This window comes from Flavobacterium pectinovorum, assembly GCF_900142715.1.
Taxonomy (GTDB): domain Bacteria; phylum Bacteroidota; class Bacteroidia; order Flavobacteriales; family Flavobacteriaceae; genus Flavobacterium; species Flavobacterium pectinovorum.
In genome coordinates this window covers 124,955-144,971 of sequence record NZ_FRBX01000006.1, presented here as the reverse complement: position 1 = coordinate 144,971, position 20,017 = coordinate 124,955, and the positions used below count along the sequence as shown (strand labels likewise).

Sequence of the window (20,017 nt, the reverse complement as noted above, 5' to 3'; positions counted from 1 at the left end):
TTAATATGTTAAAAATTAACAAGTTAACCTCATTAACCTCTTAACACCTGATTAATTTTATCACAAATTTACCACATCGATTTCGGTTCCGATGTACACTAATGCCCTTTTTAACACTTTGTATCCTAAATCCTCAATTGCATCCTGATATTCTTGAATTTGCTGTGTGTATTTTGAATTTATTGCTCCGGTTTTATAATCCAACAAATATGCTTCTTTGTTTTGGGTTAAAACGATTCGGTCCGGCTTTAAAATCTTCCCTTCTTTTTGTACGATTGTCTGTTCGTTCAGAATGTTATTTTTTCCATCAAAACAAATATTCAATTCAGGGTGATTTACTATTTCCAGAAGTGTCTGCAAAACCTTTTCGGCCTGATCAAAATTTATCAAACCATTCTCTAATGCTTTTGTCACTGCCAAATCAACATCTGATTTATCTTTTATAAAAGCTAAAATCTCATGAACTATATTTCCATAAGATATAGCTTCCTGCTGATGCGTTCCCCACATTAACGATTCTCTTTGCGCAATTTTTATATTTTTCGGATTTAAAACTTCTGAAACAACAGGAATAGTTTTAACCAAATTCAATACTTCACCTGAAATAGAAAGTCTTTTTCTATCTCCAAATTTGTATTCTAATTTTTCTGAGTCATAAATTCCTTTATGCATCAAATATTTAATAAAGAAAGAAGCCATATTATTTGGAAATTCTCCATCTTTTTTCTCGTTTAAGGATTGGGATATTACATATAGTTGCTCCTCGGCACGAGTTAATGCTACATACAAGACATTAATATTATCCAGTAATTCTTCTTGTTTTTTTAGATTAAAAACTGCCGAAGCACTTTCGCCAAAACCTTCAACCGCACTGCTATTGTCGATCAAAGCTTTTGGAACGCCTAAATCAGCATCTTCGGCATCAAGCCATAATTTATCTTTGGGTTTTCTACTATAATCTTCTTCTGCAAAGGGCATAATTACGACAGGAAACTCCAAACCTTTTGATTTATGGATAGTCATAATTCGAACAGCGTTATTTCCTTCCGGAGATGGGATACTGAATTTATGCGCATTTTTATCCCAATAACTCAGAAAATCAGCAATTCCGGCTTGGTTTCGAATATCACGTTCCAAAACAATATCCAGAAAATATTGCACATAAGCATTTCCTTCTGAAGGAAGAACAAATTTAGAAATGATAATCTCTACAGCTTCGTACAGTGATTTTTTTCGAATATCTTCAAATGAAAGCGAAACATCAAATGACAAAAGCCATTTTTCGAAATCATTTTCAAATCTTTGAGCCATTCCCTGTGCGATAAAATCATGAATTGGCATTTCAATTTCTTTTGTATTTCCTAAAAAATGCAGGAAGTTAGCTTTTGCCTCCAGATCGATACTATTGTTAAGATATTTTAGCAGATGAACAATCAAACGAACTTCTGTCGCATTTTGAATCATCAACGTTTCTGATGACAAAAGCGGAATATTTTGTTCTGTTAAATAATTTGCAATCGCAATTCCCTGATCTCTTTTTCGGGTCAAAATCACAATATCCCGATATTCAAAACCTTCACGAAGAACATTCTGAATTGTGTTTAAAGTTGCCAGAACATACAGATCTGATTTTTCAACAACATCTTCCTCATCTGCAAAATCACTTTTTTCAATTATTGGAAGGAAAGAAATATTCACATAACCGCCTTTTTTAGAATTTGAATTCTGAAAACTATGATTCTCGTACAAATCCTTATAATCTTCATTAGAAAATTCAGTCGAAATCAATTTAAAAAAAGCATTATTAAAATCAATTACTTCACTATAACTTCGGTAATTTGTATCTAAATGCTTGATTAACTTATCCGGGTTATTGAAGGGATTTACATCTTTACTTAATTCAATAAACTGCTCTGCTTTTCCTCCGCGCCAGCGATAAATGGATTGTTTAGGGTCTCCAACAATCATTAGCGTTCCCTTATTTCCTAAATCATCCTGGCCAGAAAGTGCATTGTCAATTAACGGAATTAAATTTTGCCATTGCATCTCTGAAGTATCCTGAAATTCATCTATAAAAAAATGACGATAACGCTCCCCCAAACGCTCATAAATAAAAGGCGCTGGCTGATTTTGGATTTCGCGATGAATTATGGCATTGAATTCTGAAATTGATAAAATATTTTGTTCTGATTGTATTTTGGCCAGTTCATTACTAACGGTATTTAGCAATGAAAGTGGCGTAATATTTTTTAAGAATGCTTTATAAAAATCTCTTTTTTCAAAGTTTTTATAAACCTTATCCAGAGATTGAAGCAACTCAGGAATTATATTTTCAATTAATGTTCTGTCTTTAGCTGTTTTATTAATGGCAATATCATCAAACTCATGAAATGTTTTATTTCTCGGATTGAATTTTCCATCGCGAATACTTTCTAAATGATTTGGAAAAGTTCCTCTCGAAAATGATTTCAAATCAATTCCGTTTTTTTCAATTAACAAAAGAAGTTCTAAAGCATAATCAGCATTTTCTTTTTCTAAATCGCCACATAAAATCGACATTTTCTTTTTGATGGCAACAAATTCTTCAATTGAAGTATCATGAAAATGCGAAATTTCATTTCGATTATTTTCATTGAGAACTAATCTTCCTGTTTCAAGAATTTCACGCGAAACATCCCAACTTTTATCATCATCGGTTTTTTCCATCGTAAAATCGATCAATAATTTTGTCAGTGTTTCATCCTGGCCGGCTTGAGCAATAATTGCATCTACAGCTTCAACCAATAAATTTTCGGTATCCAAAGTGACCTCAAATGTCATTGGCAAATTAAGATCATGCGCAAAAGCACGAATTACTTTGTGCGTAAATTTATCTATGGTAGAAATATCAAAAGCAGCATAATTATGAATTAAGTGCTTTATAATATTTTGAGATTTTGTTTTGATTTTAATTATAGAAAGTCCTGTTTCACGAGACAAATCTTCCATTAAATCCATGGCTTTCGCCGAAGGTGTATCTTTTGTAAATTCAGACAAACTGCCAACAATACGGCTTTTCATTTCGTGAACCGCCTTATTCGTAAAAGTTATTGCCAGAATATTACGATAAGCGTCATTTTTTGGGGATGAAAGGATAATTTTCAGATATTCTCTAACCAAAGTATAGGTCTTTCCCGAACCGGCAGATGCATCATATATAGAGAAAGACGGACTTTGCATAAGTTTGGTTTTAATATTGTAAAAATAGGATATTAATATTAAAAACAAATCCCAAAAAAATCAAATTCCAACAACTATGTAGTAAACACAAAATCCAATAATAAAAATTCCAAATCCCAATATCTGTATGTAATTAATACTTCAAATTTTGGAATTTGGAATTTGATTTTTTTGAAATTTAATTTTTTGGAAATGCTCTTTTATTGAAAACAAGCAAAATACCTACTCCTGTAGAAATCGCCATATCGGCAACATTAAAAATAGCATTAAAAAACATAAAGTGTTTACCTCCAAAAAATGGCAGCCAGGCTGGAAGATTTCCTTCCCAGATAGGAAAATAAAACATGTCGACTACTAAACCATGAAACCATGTTCCATATGGTTCTGGTGAAAAAAGTGTTGCTAAATTATTTGTGCTGTCATCAAAAATAACTCCGTAAAAAACAGAATCTAAAATGTTTCCGGCAGCTCCGGCAAAAATCAATGCGATGGAAACGATCAAATAAGTTGAGTGACGTTTTTTAATAGAATCTGCCAGCCAATACCCGATTCCAAAAACTGCAAAAATTCTGAAAACAGTTAAAATTAGTTTTCCGTATTCGCCAGGAATTTTTGTTCCCCATGCCATTCCTTCGTTTTCAATGAAATGGATTCTAAACCAATTAAAAACTTCAACTTCTTCGCCTAAAATAAAATTGGTTTTTACATAGATTTTCGAGATCTGATCAACAAGTAAAACTAAAAATATGAGGAAATACGCTTTTCGTAATGACATTTTATGATTTTTTGATGCGCAAAAGTAACAATTTAATCAAAAAAAACCCTCATTACGAAACGTTAATTCTTTCATATTAAAACGAATTAAACAAAGTCTGATCTCTTTTTTCAAGGCAGACTTCTCCCAAAAGCAATTTTACTTTATATAATAACAAAAAACGCCCCTAAAAGGAGCGTTCTTATATATTATCGTTGTAGATTTTTTGCTTCGATACTCATTGTTGCATGAGGTACGATTTTCAGCCTTTCTTTGCTGATCAGTTTACCTGTTACTTTACAAATACCGTATGTTTTATTTTCTACACGGAATAAAGCATTTTTAAGGTCACGGATGAATTTTTCCTGTCTGATAGCCAACTGCGAGTTCGCTTCTTTGGACATTGTTTCACTTCCTTCTTCAAATGCTTTAAAAGTTGGTGAAGTATCATCTGTTCCGTTATTCAAATCATTCATGTAAGCACTTTTTATTAAATCCAGATCGGCTTGTGCTTTTTGTATTTTATTTTGAATTATTTCTTTGAACTCTGCTAAATCAGCGTCAGAGTATCTTGTAATTTCATCTATCATGGTATTTCTATTATTTTGAAATTAATATCACTGTTTTAATATCATCAAACTCAATTTCTGTGCCGTTTTCTAAAGCGTCTACAAAAACCAAATCGTCTGTTAATGTCTCAGACTTAATATAGTCTTCATTTTTCAAAATTGCTTCTTCTAAAAGACCGCTTCTTTGTATTTGAACTTTAATTTTATCAGTAACTTCAAATCCTGAATCTTTACGGATATTCTGAATTCTGTTTACTAATTCTCTCGCGATTCCTTCATTTTTCAATTCTTCAGAGATTGTAATATCAAGCGCAACTGTAATTCCGTTTGAATTTGCAACCAGCCAACCTTCAATATCCTGAGATGTTATTTCGACATCTTCTAATGATAAAGTTACGTTATTTCCAGCAATAACAATATCTAGCGTTCCCTGCTTGTCCAATTCATTGATCTGATCTGCAGAAAAAGCCTGTATCTCCTTAGAAATCAATCCCATATCTTTTCCAAAACGGGGTCCTAAAGCTTTAAAATTAGGTTTAATCTGTTTTACTAAAATTCCTGAATCATCATCTAAAAGCAGGATTTCTTTTACATTTACCTCTGCCTTGACTAAGTCAGAAATAGCTAGAATTTCAGCTCTTTGATTCTCGTCAAGTACCGGAATCATTACCTTTTGCAAAGGTTGACGCACTTTTATCATTTCCTTTTTACGCAGTGAAAGAACCAAAGATGAGATAGTTTGCGCTTTCTGCATTTTGCTTTCCAACGTTTTATTAACAAAGTTTTCGACAAATTTTGGGAATTCAGCCAAGTGAACACTGCTATATTGCTCAGTTTGTGTCGAACTTGTTAAATCGCGGTACAATTTATCCATGAAAAAAGGAGCGATTGGAGCGCTTAATTTACTGATCGTTAACAAACAAGTATAAAGCGTTTGATAAGCTGCAATTTTATCGTGAGCATATTCGCCTTTCCAGAAGCGACGACGACATAAACGAACGTACCAGTTACTTAAGTTTTCCTGAACAAAGTCAGAAATCGCTCTTGCTGCTTTTGTTGGCTCATAATCTTCATAACATTCGTCAACAAATTTTATTAACGTGTGTAATTCAGATATAATCCATTGATCGATTTCAGGTCTTTCGTTTAACGGAATTTCCGCCTCTGCGTATTTAAAACCATCGATATTGGCATATAACGAAAAGAATGAATAAGTGTTGTATAATGTTCCGAAGAATTTACGACGCACCTCAGCAATTCCCTCAATATCAAATTTTAAGTTATCCCACGGATTTGCGTTTGAGATCATGTACCAACGTGTGGCATCAGGACCATATTCTGCAATTGTTTCAAAAGGATCTGTCGCGTTTCCTAAACGTTTCGACATTTTTTGTCCGTTTTTATCCAGAACCAAACCATTCGAAACTACATTTTTATAAGCTACTTTATCAAAAACTAAAGTTCCGATTGCGTGCAGCGTGTAAAACCATCCACGAGTCTGATCGACACCTTCTGCAATGAAATTTGCAGGAAAATCTTTGTTCTCGTCGATTTTGTCTTTGTTTTCAAAAGGATAATGCCATTGTGCATACGGCATTGCTCCAGAATCGAACCAAACATCAATTAAATCACTTTCGCGTTTCATTGGTTTTCCTGAAGCCGAAACTAACGTAATTTCATCAACTACATTTTTATGTAAATCGATTAAATCATAGTTTGACTCAGACATGTTTCCGATTTCAAAACCTTTAAACGGATTTTCTGTTTGAAAACCTGCTTCGATAGATTTCTCGATCGCATTGTATAATTCTTCAACAGAACCAATAAGAACTTCTTCTTTTTTATCTTCAGTTCTCCAAATTGGCAACGGAATTCCCCAATATCTAGAACGAGATAAGTTCCAGTCATTGGCATTTTTCAGCCAATTTCCAAAACGTCCTTCACCAGTAGACTTAGGTTTCCAGTTGATAGTTTCGTTCAGGTCGAACATTCTATCTTTTACATCGGTTACTTTAATAAACCATGAATCTAGTGGATAATATAACAACGGTTCATCAGTTCTCCAACTGTGTGGATAACTATGTACGTATTTTTCAACCTTAAAGGCTTTATTTTCTTCTTTTAATCGAATCGCAATTTCAACATCAACAGAACGCTCTGGCGCCTGACCTGCATCATAATATTCGTTTTTCACATATTTACCGGCCAATTCTCCTAAATGCGAAGTAAATTTTCCTTGTAAATCTACTAGAGGAACTGCTGTTCCGTTTTCGTCTAAAACCAACATTGGCGGCACTTCAGGAGTTGCTTCTTTAGCAACTTTAGCATCATCAGCACCAAAAGTTGGAGCGGTATGTACAATTCCTGTTCCGTCTTCTGTAGTTACGAAATCACCTGCAATTACTCTAAAAGCATTTTCAGCATTTTGATAAGGTAATACGTATGGCAACAATTGCTCGTAACGAATTTCAACTAAATCAATTCCTTTCGCTTCCGCTAAAATCTTATACGGAAGTTGTTTGTCGCCATTTTTTACTTTTTCGAAATCAGCATCGTCTTCGCTTGCAAAAAATCCTTTCGCAAATTGTTTTCCAACTAAGTTTTTAGCTAGAACAACGTTTATTGGCTCAAAAGTATATTGATTGAAAGTTTTTACTAAAACATAATCGATTTTTGGACCAACTGTTAAAGCGGTATTCGAAGGCAATGTCCATGGAGTTGTCGTCCAGGCCAAGATGTGAATATCTCCAAAACCTTGTAAAAAGCTCGGAAGTGTTTCCTGTAAAGTTTTAAATTGCGCTACAATCGTAGTGTCTGTAACGTCTCTGTAAGCTCCCGGCTGGTTTACTTCGTGAGAAGACAATCCTGTTCCTGCTTTTGGAGAATATGGCTGAATAGTATAACCTTTGTACAACAAACCTTTATCGTAGATTTGTTTTAAAAGCCACCAAACCGATTCCATGTATTTTGGTTTATAAGTAACATATGGATCTTCCATATCAACCCAATATCCCATTTTTTCGGTCAAATCATTCCATACGTCGGTATAACGCATTACGGTTTTTTTACACGCTTCGTTATATTCTTCGATAGAAATTGTTTTACCAATATCTTCTTTTGTAATTCCTAATTCTTTCTCGGTACCCAATTCTACAGGTAATCCGTGTGTATCCCAACCTGCTTTTCTTTTTACCTGAAAACCTTTTTGAGTTTTATATCTGCAAAAAATATCCTTAATTGCACGTGCCATCACGTGGTGAATTCCCGGTAATCCGTTTGCTGAAGGTGGACCTTCAAAAAACACATAAGGCTCTGCGCCTTCGCGGGTTGTTACACTTTTTTCAAATATATTTTCTTTCTTCCAAAAATCAAGAACTTCTGACGCCACTGTTGGCAAGTCAAGTCCTTTGTATTCAGTAAATTTTGTACTCATTTTATCCTTTTCTTAAACGAGGTGCGAAAGTAAGAAATTTTGAATTATTGACCGCCAATTTCTCGAAATTTCACAAACTTTTGTTGAGATAACAGGTGCAAAAACAAAAAAATCGATTAGTTTCCGGTATTATTCTCAAAACGCTGAGCAAATAAACCAAAAACTAATCGATTCTAAATATCCGTAACAGGATGGTAACAATTATTTAAATCCGCCGAAATATACTTCTTTCATAAAGATTCTATTTCCAAAAACAGGATTAATTTCAATTTTCTCCCTTTGTTCCTGAAAAATGGTTTCTCCGTTAAAATCTTCAATTTCATAATTGATTTTGTATGGTATTTTCCCAGAATTTAATGCTGCAACCGGACGATAATCTCCAAAAAGTTTTTTCTCGAAAAAGCTCTTGTTTCCATTATCAAATTCTGTTTTTTCAGTAGAAACGATATTGAAATTTTCTTTATCAATAAAAACGTGATAATCTGTTTTAGGAATTGTTCTGTTACCTGTGCTTAACGTTTTCTCAAAATAATTAAGATGGTAACACATTTTTCCTTCGTACATTTCATCTGGTAAAACTTCAAAATTATTCCATAAATCAAGTCTTAAATCGGTAAGAAAGTTGATTAAATCTACATTTTTAGACAAATTACCAAAATCATAAGCTGTTAATTTTGTCCATTTTGCATTCAAGCCGCTTTCGCGATCGTCGTGGCTCCATGCTTCGGCTCCGTTTACAATCTCATAATAGCTTTCAGGCATTTTTTTTCTAAGAAGATAATTAGAGTTAGTTGCCCATTTTTCTTCTGTTTGAGACACATTATTTCCTTCAATTTTAAGTTTAGAAAACAAATGTGCTTTTTCGACTTTCTTTAGTGCATCGCTTCCTCCTAAATTAGCAACCACTTTGGCCAATAAATTAGCGTTTAACTGGTAAGGTATTGAATCGAGCATATTAAATCTTTGCATTCTTGCTTTCTCAACGTTTGCCTCTCTGGCTGCTTTTTCAACTTCCCACTCTGCATCCTGTTGCGCTATTTTTTCAAAGAAAGCTAATCTTCTTTCCTCTTTTTCTTCGGCAATTTGAACACCTAATTTTTTAAGATCGGCAAAACGGGTGGTATGGCTTCTTATTTTTTTATCGGCAAAATAACCATTATTTACTTTTTTAATAATCGAAGATCCTCTTGAATCCTGTTTATCATTCTCGACTAATAAATTAGCATATAGTAATGCTTTTTCTTTGTTTTCAAGTAAAAAATAGGTCTCTGCCAAATTGTTGGTTACGATAAAGCGTATATTTTCGTTTGCAGGCGAAGGAGGATATTTAACCAGCAAGCTTTCCAGATATTGCAAATGTGGTGTCAGCAACTTTTCATCTAAACCTTTTTCCAGGGTCACTTTTTCCATCTGAGCCGTTATTTCGTTCTCAAATGCCAACATCTGGTTGTATTCAGAATGCCCTTTAGAAGTTACAAATTCAAATTTTATTTTGGCCTCGTCTACATAATAAGCCAATTTATAATTTAGAAAATTCTGAATTCTGTCGACAGAACTAAAAATGATATGATCTATCCCTAATTCTTCTGCTGTATAATCACCGTCTTTTTCAGCTTGTGCACTTCTTTTATTACTTAGCTCAACAGCAAGTTTCACCTTACCTTTTTCGTACATACCTCCAACTATATGTGATTCCGTACTATTAAAATCCTGAGTAAATAAAATTTTATCTCCACACTTAGCATCCACTTTTATTCTTACATCATAATTAGAATAAACCTGAAATTCCCAGCTATTTCTTTTTTTATCAAATGTACTATCTACTTTCGTTGCATTGAACTTAGGCAACGAAACGGTCAAGAAAATTTTTAGTTTTCCGTTTGCAGGATCTTTTATAAAACCATCTATGTGAAAATATTTTTTCTTTAAAATAATCTCCTCTTGAATCAACTCTTTATCCATTTGATAAAAAGTGGTTTGCGTTAGAGCATTATCAAGAACAGGAAATTCTGAATATTTAATTACGGGTATATAAAATTTCTTCTTTTTTGAATTTATTTTTTCTTGTGCCTGAATTGAGGTAATTACAAGCAGAATAATAAAGAGTAAAGTTTTTTTCATAGGCAAAAAAAAAGCCATCAGAAGTAAATCCTGATGGCTTTTATATGTTTATTATTATTTTTTGTTGAAGATTTGAATAGACTTGTCCGAAACATAAAAAATGTTTTGTGTCGCAGGATCTATTTCATAAAGTGGTTTGTTGTTGTTGAAGATAATTTTGTCAACTTCAACTCCGTCAGCTTTATTCACTTTAACTAATATTTTTTCTCCTGTATCTGCTTTTGCAAAAATATAAGAGTAATCTCTGTTTTGTTTCATTGCGTTGAAACGTTTGTCAAATTTAGCCGCTACCAATCCCAAAGCTGCTGAACCAGCTGCCATATCTCTTGATTGTTTCATTTTTGATGAATTCTCTTCTCTAACAACAGTAGATCTCATGTTTCCGTTAGAATCACGATATGTCATTGTTAATTCAGAACCTTGTATAGCACTTACTCCAGAACCAATTCCTAAACCAATACTTCCTGCAATGGCAGCACTTTTAAGTAAACGTCTTGTTCCTTCGCCTGGTTGTGTGTATACGTGGTGGTATTTTACAGTTCCGTCCAGATTAACTCCCATTACTTCAACTGGGCCGGAAAGAACAACTCCCCAAGGGAATAATTCGATACTGTTTAATTCTTTTTCTTTTTTGATGTTTACTTTAGCAAACGGCTCTGGTTTATCGCTGATGCTTGGATCAAATTTGTATAATTTTTCGTCGTTGTAAACTAAATACGAATTTGTTGCTTCGTCGTAAGTTGGTAAAACCGGACGGCTTTTATCAAAATTGATGTTACGTTTCCAAAGTTTAATTCCGGTTTTGTAATCAACCATGTTTCCGTAAGTACCAGTTAAGTACATTACTTTTTCACCTACTTTACCTAAGTAATAAATTGGATCTTCTTTGTCATCAGAAATTTCGATGAATTTTTTCCAAAGTTTTTCTCCGTCTTTATTGATTAGCATCATTTCATTTTCTGCAACATACAAGAAATCCTGATCGATAGGAATTACTCTTTTCAAACCATCTCCACGTGCATCTTTTTTCCAGATTTTTTCTCCTGTTTTTAAATCAAAAAAGTTAAATCCACTGTTGTGAGCCACCAATAATTTTGTTCCCCAATCTTCTAAATAAACAACTTGTTTTGTTTTGATAGATTCTTTCCAGATACTTTTTCCGTCATCTGTACTTAAAACATTTAAATATTGTTTGTTAGAAAATAAACCTGCAGCGTTCACTACAACAATATTTTTGTCATTTTGAGTTTCATAGAATTTTGTATATTCTTCAGCTGCTTTCCAGTTTAATTTTCCAGTTTCTTTATCAAAAGAATATAAATTACCGTAAAGTAAATAATAAACAGTATTTCCGTGAATTTTTGCTTTGTTGGTATTAGCAGATAATTTCAAAGAAAAACTAATCATTGCTTTTGCTTTGTCAACAGTTGTAGTCCATTTAAGTTCTCCTGTAGCCATATCCAATAAAGCAATTGCCATATCTCCGTCTTTTTTCAAAGTAAGAAGATATTCATTAGTTTCAGGAATAAAATCTGATTGAAATACCCAGAAAGATTCTTTAGAAGAATTGTAAACAACTTTTCCTGTATCTGTATTGATAATTAAATACTTTGAATTGATATAAGCTTCAACATAAGGACTTCCCGAAACGGTTGTTAAGTCTCTTTTGTCTTTGAACATGTTTCCAAAATCTGGATCAGTTAATATATCTTTAGACGTAATTGTTCCAAAATCTTCTTTCGTTAAAGTCCAGACAACTTTTTTTGTTTCAGGATCTAAACCTTTTACAGTTCCACCTTCTTTAAAAACAACAATTCCTGTTATTTCGTTTTGAACAATATCCTGTACACTGTTCTCTGTTGTGATTATTTCATCGTATTTTCTTTGAGCAGTCGCCGAAAAGGCAACTAAGAAAAGCAAAATAATCGAAAAAGTAATTTTCTTCATAGTTGTTAGCTTATAAAATTAATAAATTAAGTATGGGCAAATTTTTGATCTCACTAATCGTTTGCGAATATATATAAATTATACTTTAATTAAGAAAAAATTTCCCTCAAAACATCTAGTGATTTTGGCCTCTTAAATCCCTCTAAATGAAAACTATAATACTCAATTAGAACTTTTAGTAAGACTTGTCTTTCAACCACATGAAATACCCTTTGATCGTTGTCAAATTTTAGGTCAATTAATTTTTTAAACAGATTTGTTTCATGCTCCGTTAAGGCATTTATTCCATGAAAAAGTGTAAAAACGCCATCGTTCATTTCAAAAAAAGGCAAATCAATTTCGGAAACATCCGGATAAAAACCCAAATATTTTGTTGCCTCTAAAAGTAGGATTAAATGAAAATTGGAAACTTCGTCGTGATGGTCAAACCAGATTAAGGCGCTTTCTAAAAATTCAAAAAGTGATTCGTTTTTTTCTTCTTCCTGAATAGAATGATGCAGCATTTCTGAAAGAAACATTACAATAGTGCTTTTTACAATGTCGGTATGAATGGTTTGAAAAGGAACTGCCGTTTTTATTTCTTTTAAATTTTCAAGCGTGCCTTTGTTCTTATGAACAGCTTCAATTTCTAAAATCGAAAATGGCTGGAAATAAGCAATCTTCTGACTGGTTTTTCGATTTGAAAAAGCGTCACGCACAAAATAAGATTTCAGTCCGCTTGAAAGAGTAAAACATTTTACGATCAAACTTTTTTCCTGAAATTTTAATGCTGAAATAACAATTGCTTTGGTTTTGACTAACAATTTAGATTTTAGATTTTAGATTATTAGACTTCTTAATATATTAGACTTTTGATTGTAGTCATTAATTAGATTATTTAGTCCAAATAATTATCTAATTATCTCCATTTCCACATTATCTAATTATCATTACTTTCTTCACTTTAGTTTCGCCACCGTCCTGAGCAGAAATAAAAATCATATACACGCCAGAAGCCACTTTATATCTTCCAAAAGCTGTTGTATCCCACTCAATTGTTCCTCCTGCCGAAGTTGCTTCGTAAACTAAACTTCCGGTAATATCGGTAATTTTTACATTGGCTTTATCCAGCAAACCTGCAATTTTTACAGTTCCCGTAAACTCCGGACGTACCGGATTTGGGTATACATATACACTATTCAGATCTTCGTTGGCACCTGTTGCAATACCGCCAAAAGAAATTAATCCTTTATTGGTTGCAATAAGAACTTCTCCGGTTGTACTGTTGATTTTTATATCGTTGATGGTATTACTTGGTAAAGGTGAATTATTTATAGTAAAATGATATTTCGTTTCCTGGCCGTTTGGTGAGACCATAAAAACTCCCGAATCTGAAGTTCCAATCCATTTATTATTGGCTCCGTCGACCACAATCGAAGTAATGAATTGCTCATACAATAATTCCTGAGCCAGATTATCATCTATAATAATGATTGCATTTGCCGTTAACTGACTTTCTGTTTGAAAACTACTCACGTTTGACAAAACCCTTAATCCTTTTGTGGTTCCAATCCACAACTGGTTTTTAGTATCAACAGCCAATGCACGAACATCTACAGAAGGTAAATTCCCAACATCGGTACCAAAAGTCATTTTTTTAAAGGTATTGGTAGTTTCGTTAAAACCGACTATTCCTTCTCTGTAAGTAGCGATCCATTTTGTATTATTTTTATCTACAACAAGCTCGCCGTAAGAATTGTTTTCAACATTATTAAGAATCGTTGCCAGCGAGTAACTGCCCCATTGTCCGTTTGTTTTTAAAACTTTCAAACCATTTTTAACCCGGCTATTTGTTATCCATAAATTTCCTGATTTATCAAAAGCTGTTGCGTTGGCACGAATGTCTACAACATTATAATTATCAACTTTTAAACTTTCCAGACTGCTGTTTTTTTCATTATATAAAATAGTCGGAGTATCGTTTTCTAATTTTAATAGACCTGAAAAAAAGGAACTTGCATAAACCTGATTGTCATTATTCGGATTAATAATAACACGAGACATTGATTTTGCATCAAAAACATCTTCGTAAGGAATATTTAACCAGCCTGAAGTATTGTATTTACTAATACCGTAACTATCTAAAGGATAAGGATTATAACTCAAATCATAATCTCCATAAACAGCCCAAACACTGTTTGGACTAACATCTAATGAGAAAATATTGTTTCGTACCGGCCCAATTGGTGTTATATTTTCGAAAGCTGAATTCCCGGAAAGAGTTGAAGAAAATAATCCGTTTTCTTTTGTCCCGATGTAAATCACATCTCCAACAGCAGTTGCACAACTAAAACTTAAGGTATTATCTAAAACCTGAGTATTGGTTATTTGACGATTTAAAACCATTTTGTTATTATAAACATAAACCGTATTTGCGGTTGTAATAAACAAATTATGATTTTCTGCTTTCATATCCGCAGAAGGCTGCGAAAGCTGTAAAAACCCAATAAATGTATTTGAATTAAATCGATGAATATATCCAACTGAATTAATTGCAATAAGTTCTGTATCCAGCGCTTCAACGCTTGACCAGTCGCCGGAATTTACAATGCCCCATTGATTAAAGTCAATTAAGTTAGGACTTGTACTATTTGCTCTTCGAATACCGCTGGAAGTTGCTGCGTAAATAAATCCGTTAAAAAATGCGGTTTGTTTTACACTAATTTCGGCTCCGTTATCGCCTATAAAATAAGTATCACCAAACTGAGAAGTAGTTAAATTAAATTGTACAATACCAAAATCACATGAAACATAAATCAAGCCATTATATTCCATAAAATGATTGACTTTTTTAATATTGGCGGCCAATTGTTTATTAATGATATCGACTTTTTTTATTATACTTCCGTCAGTTTCATTGATTACAATGATCATCCCGTTTTCGTAACCTATAATTGTCTTTTTGAAAGTTTCACTATGATATATTGCCGAAATTGTTTGTCCCGAAAGTCCATCAATTGTAGTGGTTGTTTTAACAGTATTTGAAATATTGCTTTTAGAGAACAAAGCATTTTCTGAAGCAGCAAAAACAGTTGTTGAACTTTCTGAAATATCTTTTATTTCATTAAATGAAAAATAACCTTGCCACGATAAAGTATTCTGTGCAAAACTTAATTGCATAAAAATAAAAAACAAAATATACAGAAACCTTCTCATCATATTAAATATATTCGGATAGGCAAATATACTACAAACCAAAGTATTTGAATTTTGTTCTGTATAAAATGATTTTCCTTATAATTATCCACCACGATTTCACGAATTATTTCATTATTTGAAAAAAAACAAATTCGTGAATTGGTGGTGAAAATAAAAAAGCCCTCATCTTACTTTACGAAAAATGAAGGCTTTTGAAAATTGTATTTAAAAATTATACTACACCTTGCGCAAGCATAGCATCGGCAACTTTAACAAATCCGGCAATGTTTGCTCCTTTTACGTAGTTTACATAGCCATCTTCGCCCATTCCGTATTTTTTACATTGGTTATGAATTCCAACCATAATATCTTTTAATCTCAAATCTACTTCTTCGCTTGTCCAGTTTAAACGAATTGAGTTTTGTGTCATTTCAAGACCAGATGCAGCAACTCCACCAGCATTTGCAGCTTTTCCTGGTGCGAATAAAACTTTATTATCCAGGAATAATTTTATAGCGTCTAATGTTGAAGGCATATTTGCAGCTTCGGTTACGCATAAAACACCATTATCGATCAATTTTTTAGCATCTTCGCCTGTCAATTCGTTTTGAGTAGCACACGGAATAGCGATATCAACTTTTACTTCCCATGGACTTTTTCCTTTATGAAAAACAGCTTTTGGATATTTCTTAGTATAAACTTCGGCTCTGTTATCACCGGTTGCTCTCATCTCTACCATATGCTCGATTTTTTCTCCAGAGATTCCTTCTTCATCATAAATGTATCCATCAGGTCCGGAAATAGTAACTACTTTCCCGCCTAATTCATTTATTTTTAAAGCAACTCCCCAAGCCACATTTCCAAATCCTGAAATTGCTACTCTTTTACCTTTAATCTCATGTCCGATAGTGCGCAACATTTGATCTGTAAAATAAACAACTCCGTATCCTGTAGCCTCAGGACGTATTAATGAACCACCATATGCAAGTCCTTTACCGGTTAAAACCCCTGTAAATTCATTTCTTATTCTTTTATATTGACCAAATAAATAGCCAATTTCTCTTGCACCAACACCAATATCTCCGGCAGGTACATCTAAATCAGGACCAATATGGCGACATAATTCTGTCATAAACGATTGACAGAAACGCATGATTTCGCCATCAGATTTCCCTTCAGGATCAAAATCAGAACCACCTTTTCCACCACCCATTGGAAGTGTCGTCAAACTATTTTTGAAAACTTGTTCGAAAGCAAGGAATTTCAAAACTGATAGGTTTACAGTGTGATGAAATCTGATTCCGCCTTTGTATGGCCCAATTGCAGAGTTCATTTGAATTCTAAAACCTCTGTTTACAATTATTTCCCCTTTGTCATCTACCCATGGAACTCTAAAAATTATAGAACGTTCTGGCTCAGCAATTCTAAGAAGTAAGTTTTTTCCATCATATTTTTTTCGCTCTGCAATAAATGGAATTACCGTTTCTGCAAATTCTCTAACGGCTTGAAGAAATTCTGGCTCGTTTGGATTTTTTGACTCGACTAGAGCCATAAACTCATTAATTTTTTGTTCCATTTTGAAATAAATTATTCAAGTAAATATTTAAATTTTAGCGCAATAAACAAGAAAATACGTTTAAGAAAACGTTTTCGTTTTAACAAACAAAGATATAACAAAATGCTAACCGAATGTTATTTTTTTTAATTCTAAAGAGTGAATTATATAATTTTCAAACATTCCTAAATATAGCATTTACCACATCTCTATTTAATTCAAATCATCACAATTAAAGTTAACAAATTAAGTATTTTGTTACTTATTTTTTAATACGTTAATTTTATATTTTGAATCGTACATGTTTTTTATATATTTGCCAAGATTTGAAAGCCCAAACAACATGCTTAAACCAATAGTACTCACATTATTCGCCTTTTTAGGAATCACTACAACTGCCTTTGCTCAATCTGATTTAGCACAAGAAGTAGGAATAATATTCGGACCTGTATCTTTTCAATCTGATTTTGGAGAACGCCACGATATGAAAACCAATGTTGGTAACTCAGGTTTTGGTGTAGGATTAGTTCACTTTATTAACTTTTCTGCAAATAATAACAGAGAAAGTTTCTTTACAGAACATTTTAAAGTTAGATCTGAATTATCTTTTAACAAAACCAATCTTGAGCATTATGGTCAATGGGTGGATAGAGAAGAACAAAAGGGACTTGTCCAACATCTAAGAGCGATGAAAGGAAGTACAACTTTAGTAAACCTTGGATCTCAATTAGAATTTTCTTTTATAAAAATTCATGACTTCGAAAACTCAGTTGGCAGCTTTAGTCCTTATTTAAGTTTAGGATTTCAGGCAAGTTATTATTCTACAAAAGTAGGATCAAGATTGGGTCAATTAGGACTTCCTTCAACAACTTTTGCAAAATACCTTACTCCTTCGGATGGCCGCCCTTATGGTTTTTCTAGCGAAAATGGCGTTGTATTATCTGTAGTTACCGGGGTTGGAGTTCATTACAAACTAACTGAAATGAGCGATTTAATGTTTGATATTCGTTATCAAGGATTCAATTCTGACTGGGTTGATGGTTTAAATCCAAACAAAGATATTTATAAAGAAAATAAATCAAACGATTCTCAGGTTTGGTTCAACGTAGGATACATTATGTATTTAGAATTTTAAAGAAATCTCAAAATAAAAAAAATCCCAAATTCCAAAATATGATTAACATTGGAATTTGGGATTTTTTATTTGTGATAATTTTTATGCTAAAGCCTGCTCTATATCAGCAATTAAATCTTCTGCATCTTCAATACCAACACTCAATCGAACCAAATCGTCGGTAATACCAACTTCGGCTCTCTTATCAGCAGGAATAGAAGCGTGCGTCATTAAAGCCGGGTGATTGGCCAAAGATTCAACTCCACCTAAAGATTCTGCCAGAGTAAACACTTTCAATTTCTCTAAAAACGCAATCGAATCTTCTTTTTTACCCGAAACAAATGTAAAAGAAACCATTCCGCCAAAAGCTTTCATTTGCTTCTTTGCAATTTCATGAAACGGATGACTCGGTAATCCAGGATAATAAACTGTTTTGATTTTTGGATGGTTACTTAAAAATTCAACCACTTTTTCTCCATTTTCACAATGTCTTTGAACTCTTAATGAAAGCGTTTTAATTCCTCTTAAAACCAAAAAACTATCCATTGGACCAAGTGTTGCACCGGTTGCAAATTGCTGAAAATGCAATTGTTCTCCTAAAGCTTCATCTTTTACAATTAAAGCTCCCGCTATTACATCAGAGTGTCCTCCTAAATACTTTGTAGCAGAGTGCATTACAATATCGGCTCCCAAATCCAGAGGCTTTTGTAAATAAGGCGTTGCAAAAGTATTATCAACAGCAAGCCAAATTTTCTTCTCTTTGGTGATTTTTGAAATTTCTTCAATATCAGCCAGTTTCATTAAAGGATTTGTTGGTGTTTCAACCCAAATCAATTTTGTATTCTCATTGATTAATGATTTCAATTTTGCAATATCAGTCATATCAACAAAATGAAATTTAATACCTGAATCTTTATAAATTCTCGAAAACATTCTATAAGTTCCACCATATAAATCATCCATTGCGATGACTTCATCTCCAGCTTTAAATCCTCTTAAAATACAGTCTGTTGCCGCCAATCCAGATGAAAAAGCCAATCCGCGAGAACCATTTTCAATACTTGCCAAAGCATTCTCTAATGCTGTACGAGTTGGGTTCGATGCACGGCTATATTCATAATCGCCCAAGGGTTGTCCCGGACTTGTTTGAATATAAGTTGAAGTTTGATATACCGGAGGCATAACAGCTCCTGTACTTGGATCATGATGTTGACCACCATGTATTACTTTAGTATTGAATTTCATATAGTTACGTATTTTAAACTCTGTTTTAGATTACAAATTTACCGTTTAATTTATTTTAATCCTGATACAACTTCTTACCTTTGTATATAATTAACACTTTTAGATATGAAACAGTATAGTTTTTTAGTCTTCTTGTTTCTATTATTCACTAGTTGTAACAAGGGGCTTTCATTTGAAAATGAAACATTTGAAAAAAAATCTACCATACCATGTAAAATCGATTTCCCTCAAATTACGATTGATATTCCTATTGCAAAAAATATTCCTGTCGTTGCAGACAGCATAAATAAAAAACTCTTTTTAGTAATAAAAGAAATTGTTTATTTTGGAGAAGAACCTCTAAAACTAAATGATTACAACACATTGGCTACTTCATTTATTGCTTCTTACGAAGAAATGCATGAAAAATTCCCCAACGAAACATTTGGATGGGAAGGAAAAATTAAAGGAAACATAGAATTTGAATCCGACCAGATTATAAATATTAAACTAGATCATTACACTTTTACCGGAGGCGCTCACGGATATCAGGGATATCGCTCTTTATTATTTAATCCGAAAACTGGAAAAACCATTTTTAATGATCAGATTTTTAAAAATGAAAAGGAATTTAAGGCTTTCGCCGAAAAGGAATTCCGCAAGAAATATAAAATTCCATCAAAATCAAATATTAATGCAACTGGCTTAATGTTCGAAAATGATAAATTTCACCTGCCACAAAATATTTTTTATACCGAAGAAGGTTTGCTTTTATATTACAACTCTTATGAAGCTGCTTCGTATGCTGATGGCCCAAAAGAAATACTTTTCCCTTATGACAAAGTCAGTAAATATTTGAAATATCTATAATTGAAGAAAACAAATTTGGCTAAATCTGGATGTA

The 20,017-nt window shown here is 33.0% G+C and carries 12 protein-coding genes; 2 read left to right on the top strand and 10 right to left on the bottom strand.

The genetic code is table 11. The features are described from left to right. Window positions 1-60: 60 nt before the first annotated feature. From BUE22_RS19300 to gdhA, 9 genes are all read right to left on the bottom strand, one after another. Window positions 61-3,219, bottom strand: coding sequence for a UvrD-helicase domain-containing protein (locus BUE22_RS19300; protein ID WP_073397508.1), 3,159 nt, complete (start codon window positions 3,217-3,219; stop codon window positions 61-63). Window positions 3,220-3,397: 178 nt separating this feature from the next. Then, the gene (locus tag BUE22_RS19295; RefSeq protein ID WP_073397506.1) at window positions 3,398-3,994 is read right to left on the bottom strand and encodes a lipoprotein signal peptidase; all 597 of its coding nucleotides are present in this window, start codon (window positions 3,992-3,994) and stop codon (window positions 3,398-3,400) included. Between the two features lie 188 nt (window positions 3,995-4,182). Then, the gene (locus BUE22_RS19290) at window positions 4,183-4,563 is read right to left on the bottom strand and encodes a TraR/DksA family transcriptional regulator (protein WP_026983623.1); all 381 of its coding nucleotides are present in this window, start codon (window positions 4,561-4,563) and stop codon (window positions 4,183-4,185) included. Between the two features lie 10 nt (window positions 4,564-4,573). Continuing rightward, window positions 4,574-7,975 carry an isoleucine--tRNA ligase gene (gene ileS / locus BUE22_RS19285; RefSeq protein WP_073397504.1) on the bottom strand — a complete coding sequence of 1,134 codons (3,402 nt, stop codon included), beginning with the start codon at window positions 7,973-7,975 and terminating at the stop codon, window positions 4,574-4,576. A 201-nt stretch (window positions 7,976-8,176) separates the two neighbouring features. Next, entirely contained in the window at window positions 8,177-10,096 is a 1,920-nt protein-coding gene (locus BUE22_RS19280) for a hypothetical protein (protein ID WP_073397846.1), read from the bottom strand. A gap of 54 nt (window positions 10,097-10,150) precedes the next feature. Further along, a complete protein-coding gene (locus tag BUE22_RS19275) occupies window positions 10,151-12,043 on the bottom strand; it encodes an outer membrane protein assembly factor BamB family protein (RefSeq protein ID WP_042565517.1) in 1,893 nt (630 codons plus the stop codon). 89 nt (window positions 12,044-12,132) lie between these two features. After that, window positions 12,133-12,846, bottom strand: coding sequence for a DNA repair protein RecO (recO, locus tag BUE22_RS19270; protein WP_073397502.1), 714 nt, complete (start codon window positions 12,844-12,846; stop codon window positions 12,133-12,135). 112 nt (window positions 12,847-12,958) lie between these two features. After that, on the bottom strand, window positions 12,959-15,238 hold the full coding sequence (gene porZ, locus BUE22_RS19265; RefSeq protein WP_449404151.1) for a type IX secretion system anionic LPS delivery protein PorZ: 2,280 nt from the start codon (window positions 15,236-15,238) through the stop codon (window positions 12,959-12,961). Window positions 15,239-15,452: 214 nt separating this feature from the next. After that, the gene (gdhA, locus tag BUE22_RS19260; RefSeq protein WP_073397498.1) at window positions 15,453-16,796 is read right to left on the bottom strand and encodes an NADP-specific glutamate dehydrogenase; all 1,344 of its coding nucleotides are present in this window, start codon (window positions 16,794-16,796) and stop codon (window positions 15,453-15,455) included. 322 nt (window positions 16,797-17,118) lie between these two features. Here gdhA and BUE22_RS19255 point away from each other — a divergent pair, with 322 nt between their 5' ends. Further along, window positions 17,119-17,910, top strand: coding sequence for a THC0290_0291 family protein (locus BUE22_RS19255; protein ID WP_042565574.1), 792 nt, complete (start codon window positions 17,119-17,121; stop codon window positions 17,908-17,910). An 81-nt stretch (window positions 17,911-17,991) separates the two neighbouring features. Here BUE22_RS19255 and BUE22_RS19250 read toward each other — a convergent pair whose 3' ends face one another. Further along, on the bottom strand, window positions 17,992-19,134 hold the full coding sequence (locus BUE22_RS19250; RefSeq protein ID WP_073397496.1) for a cystathionine gamma-synthase: 1,143 nt from the start codon (window positions 19,132-19,134) through the stop codon (window positions 17,992-17,994). Window positions 19,135-19,239: 105 nt separating this feature from the next. On the opposite strand from BUE22_RS19250, the gene BUE22_RS19245 reads away from it, so the two are divergent. Beyond that, on the top strand, window positions 19,240-19,983 hold the full coding sequence (locus BUE22_RS19245; protein WP_073397494.1) for a DUF3298 and DUF4163 domain-containing protein: 744 nt from the start codon (window positions 19,240-19,242) through the stop codon (window positions 19,981-19,983). Window positions 19,984-20,017 lie beyond the last annotated feature (34 nt).

Bases quoted from the DNA above. Each gene is read 5' to 3' on its own strand.
- BUE22_RS19300 (WP_073397508.1), bottom strand. From the start codon at position 3,219: ATGCAAAGTCCGTCTTTCTCTATATATGATGCATCTGCCGGTTCGGGA.
- BUE22_RS19295 (WP_073397506.1), bottom strand. From the start codon at position 3,994: ATGTCATTACGAAAAGCGTATTTCCTCATATTTTTAGTTTTACTTGTT.
- BUE22_RS19290 (WP_026983623.1), bottom strand. From the start codon at position 4,563: ATGATAGATGAAATTACAAGATACTCTGACGCTGATTTAGCAGAGTTC.
- ileS (WP_073397504.1), bottom strand. From the start codon at position 7,975: ATGAGTACAAAATTTACTGAATACAAAGGACTTGACTTGCCAACAGTG.
- BUE22_RS19280 (WP_073397846.1), bottom strand. From the start codon at position 10,096: ATGAAAAAAACTTTACTCTTTATTATTCTGCTTGTAATTACCTCAATT.
- BUE22_RS19275 (WP_042565517.1), bottom strand. From the start codon at position 12,043: ATGAAGAAAATTACTTTTTCGATTATTTTGCTTTTCTTAGTTGCCTTT.
- porZ (WP_449404151.1), bottom strand. From the start codon at position 15,238: ATGAGAAGGTTTCTGTATATTTTGTTTTTTATTTTTATGCAATTAAGT.
- gdhA (WP_073397498.1), bottom strand. From the start codon at position 16,796: ATGGAACAAAAAATTAATGAGTTTATGGCTCTAGTCGAGTCAAAAAAT.
- BUE22_RS19255 (WP_042565574.1), top strand. From the start codon at position 17,119: ATGCTTAAACCAATAGTACTCACATTATTCGCCTTTTTAGGAATCACT.
- BUE22_RS19250 (WP_073397496.1), bottom strand. From the start codon at position 19,134: ATGAAATTCAATACTAAAGTAATACATGGTGGTCAACATCATGATCCA.
- BUE22_RS19245 (WP_073397494.1), top strand. From the start codon at position 19,240: ATGAAACAGTATAGTTTTTTAGTCTTCTTGTTTCTATTATTCACTAGT.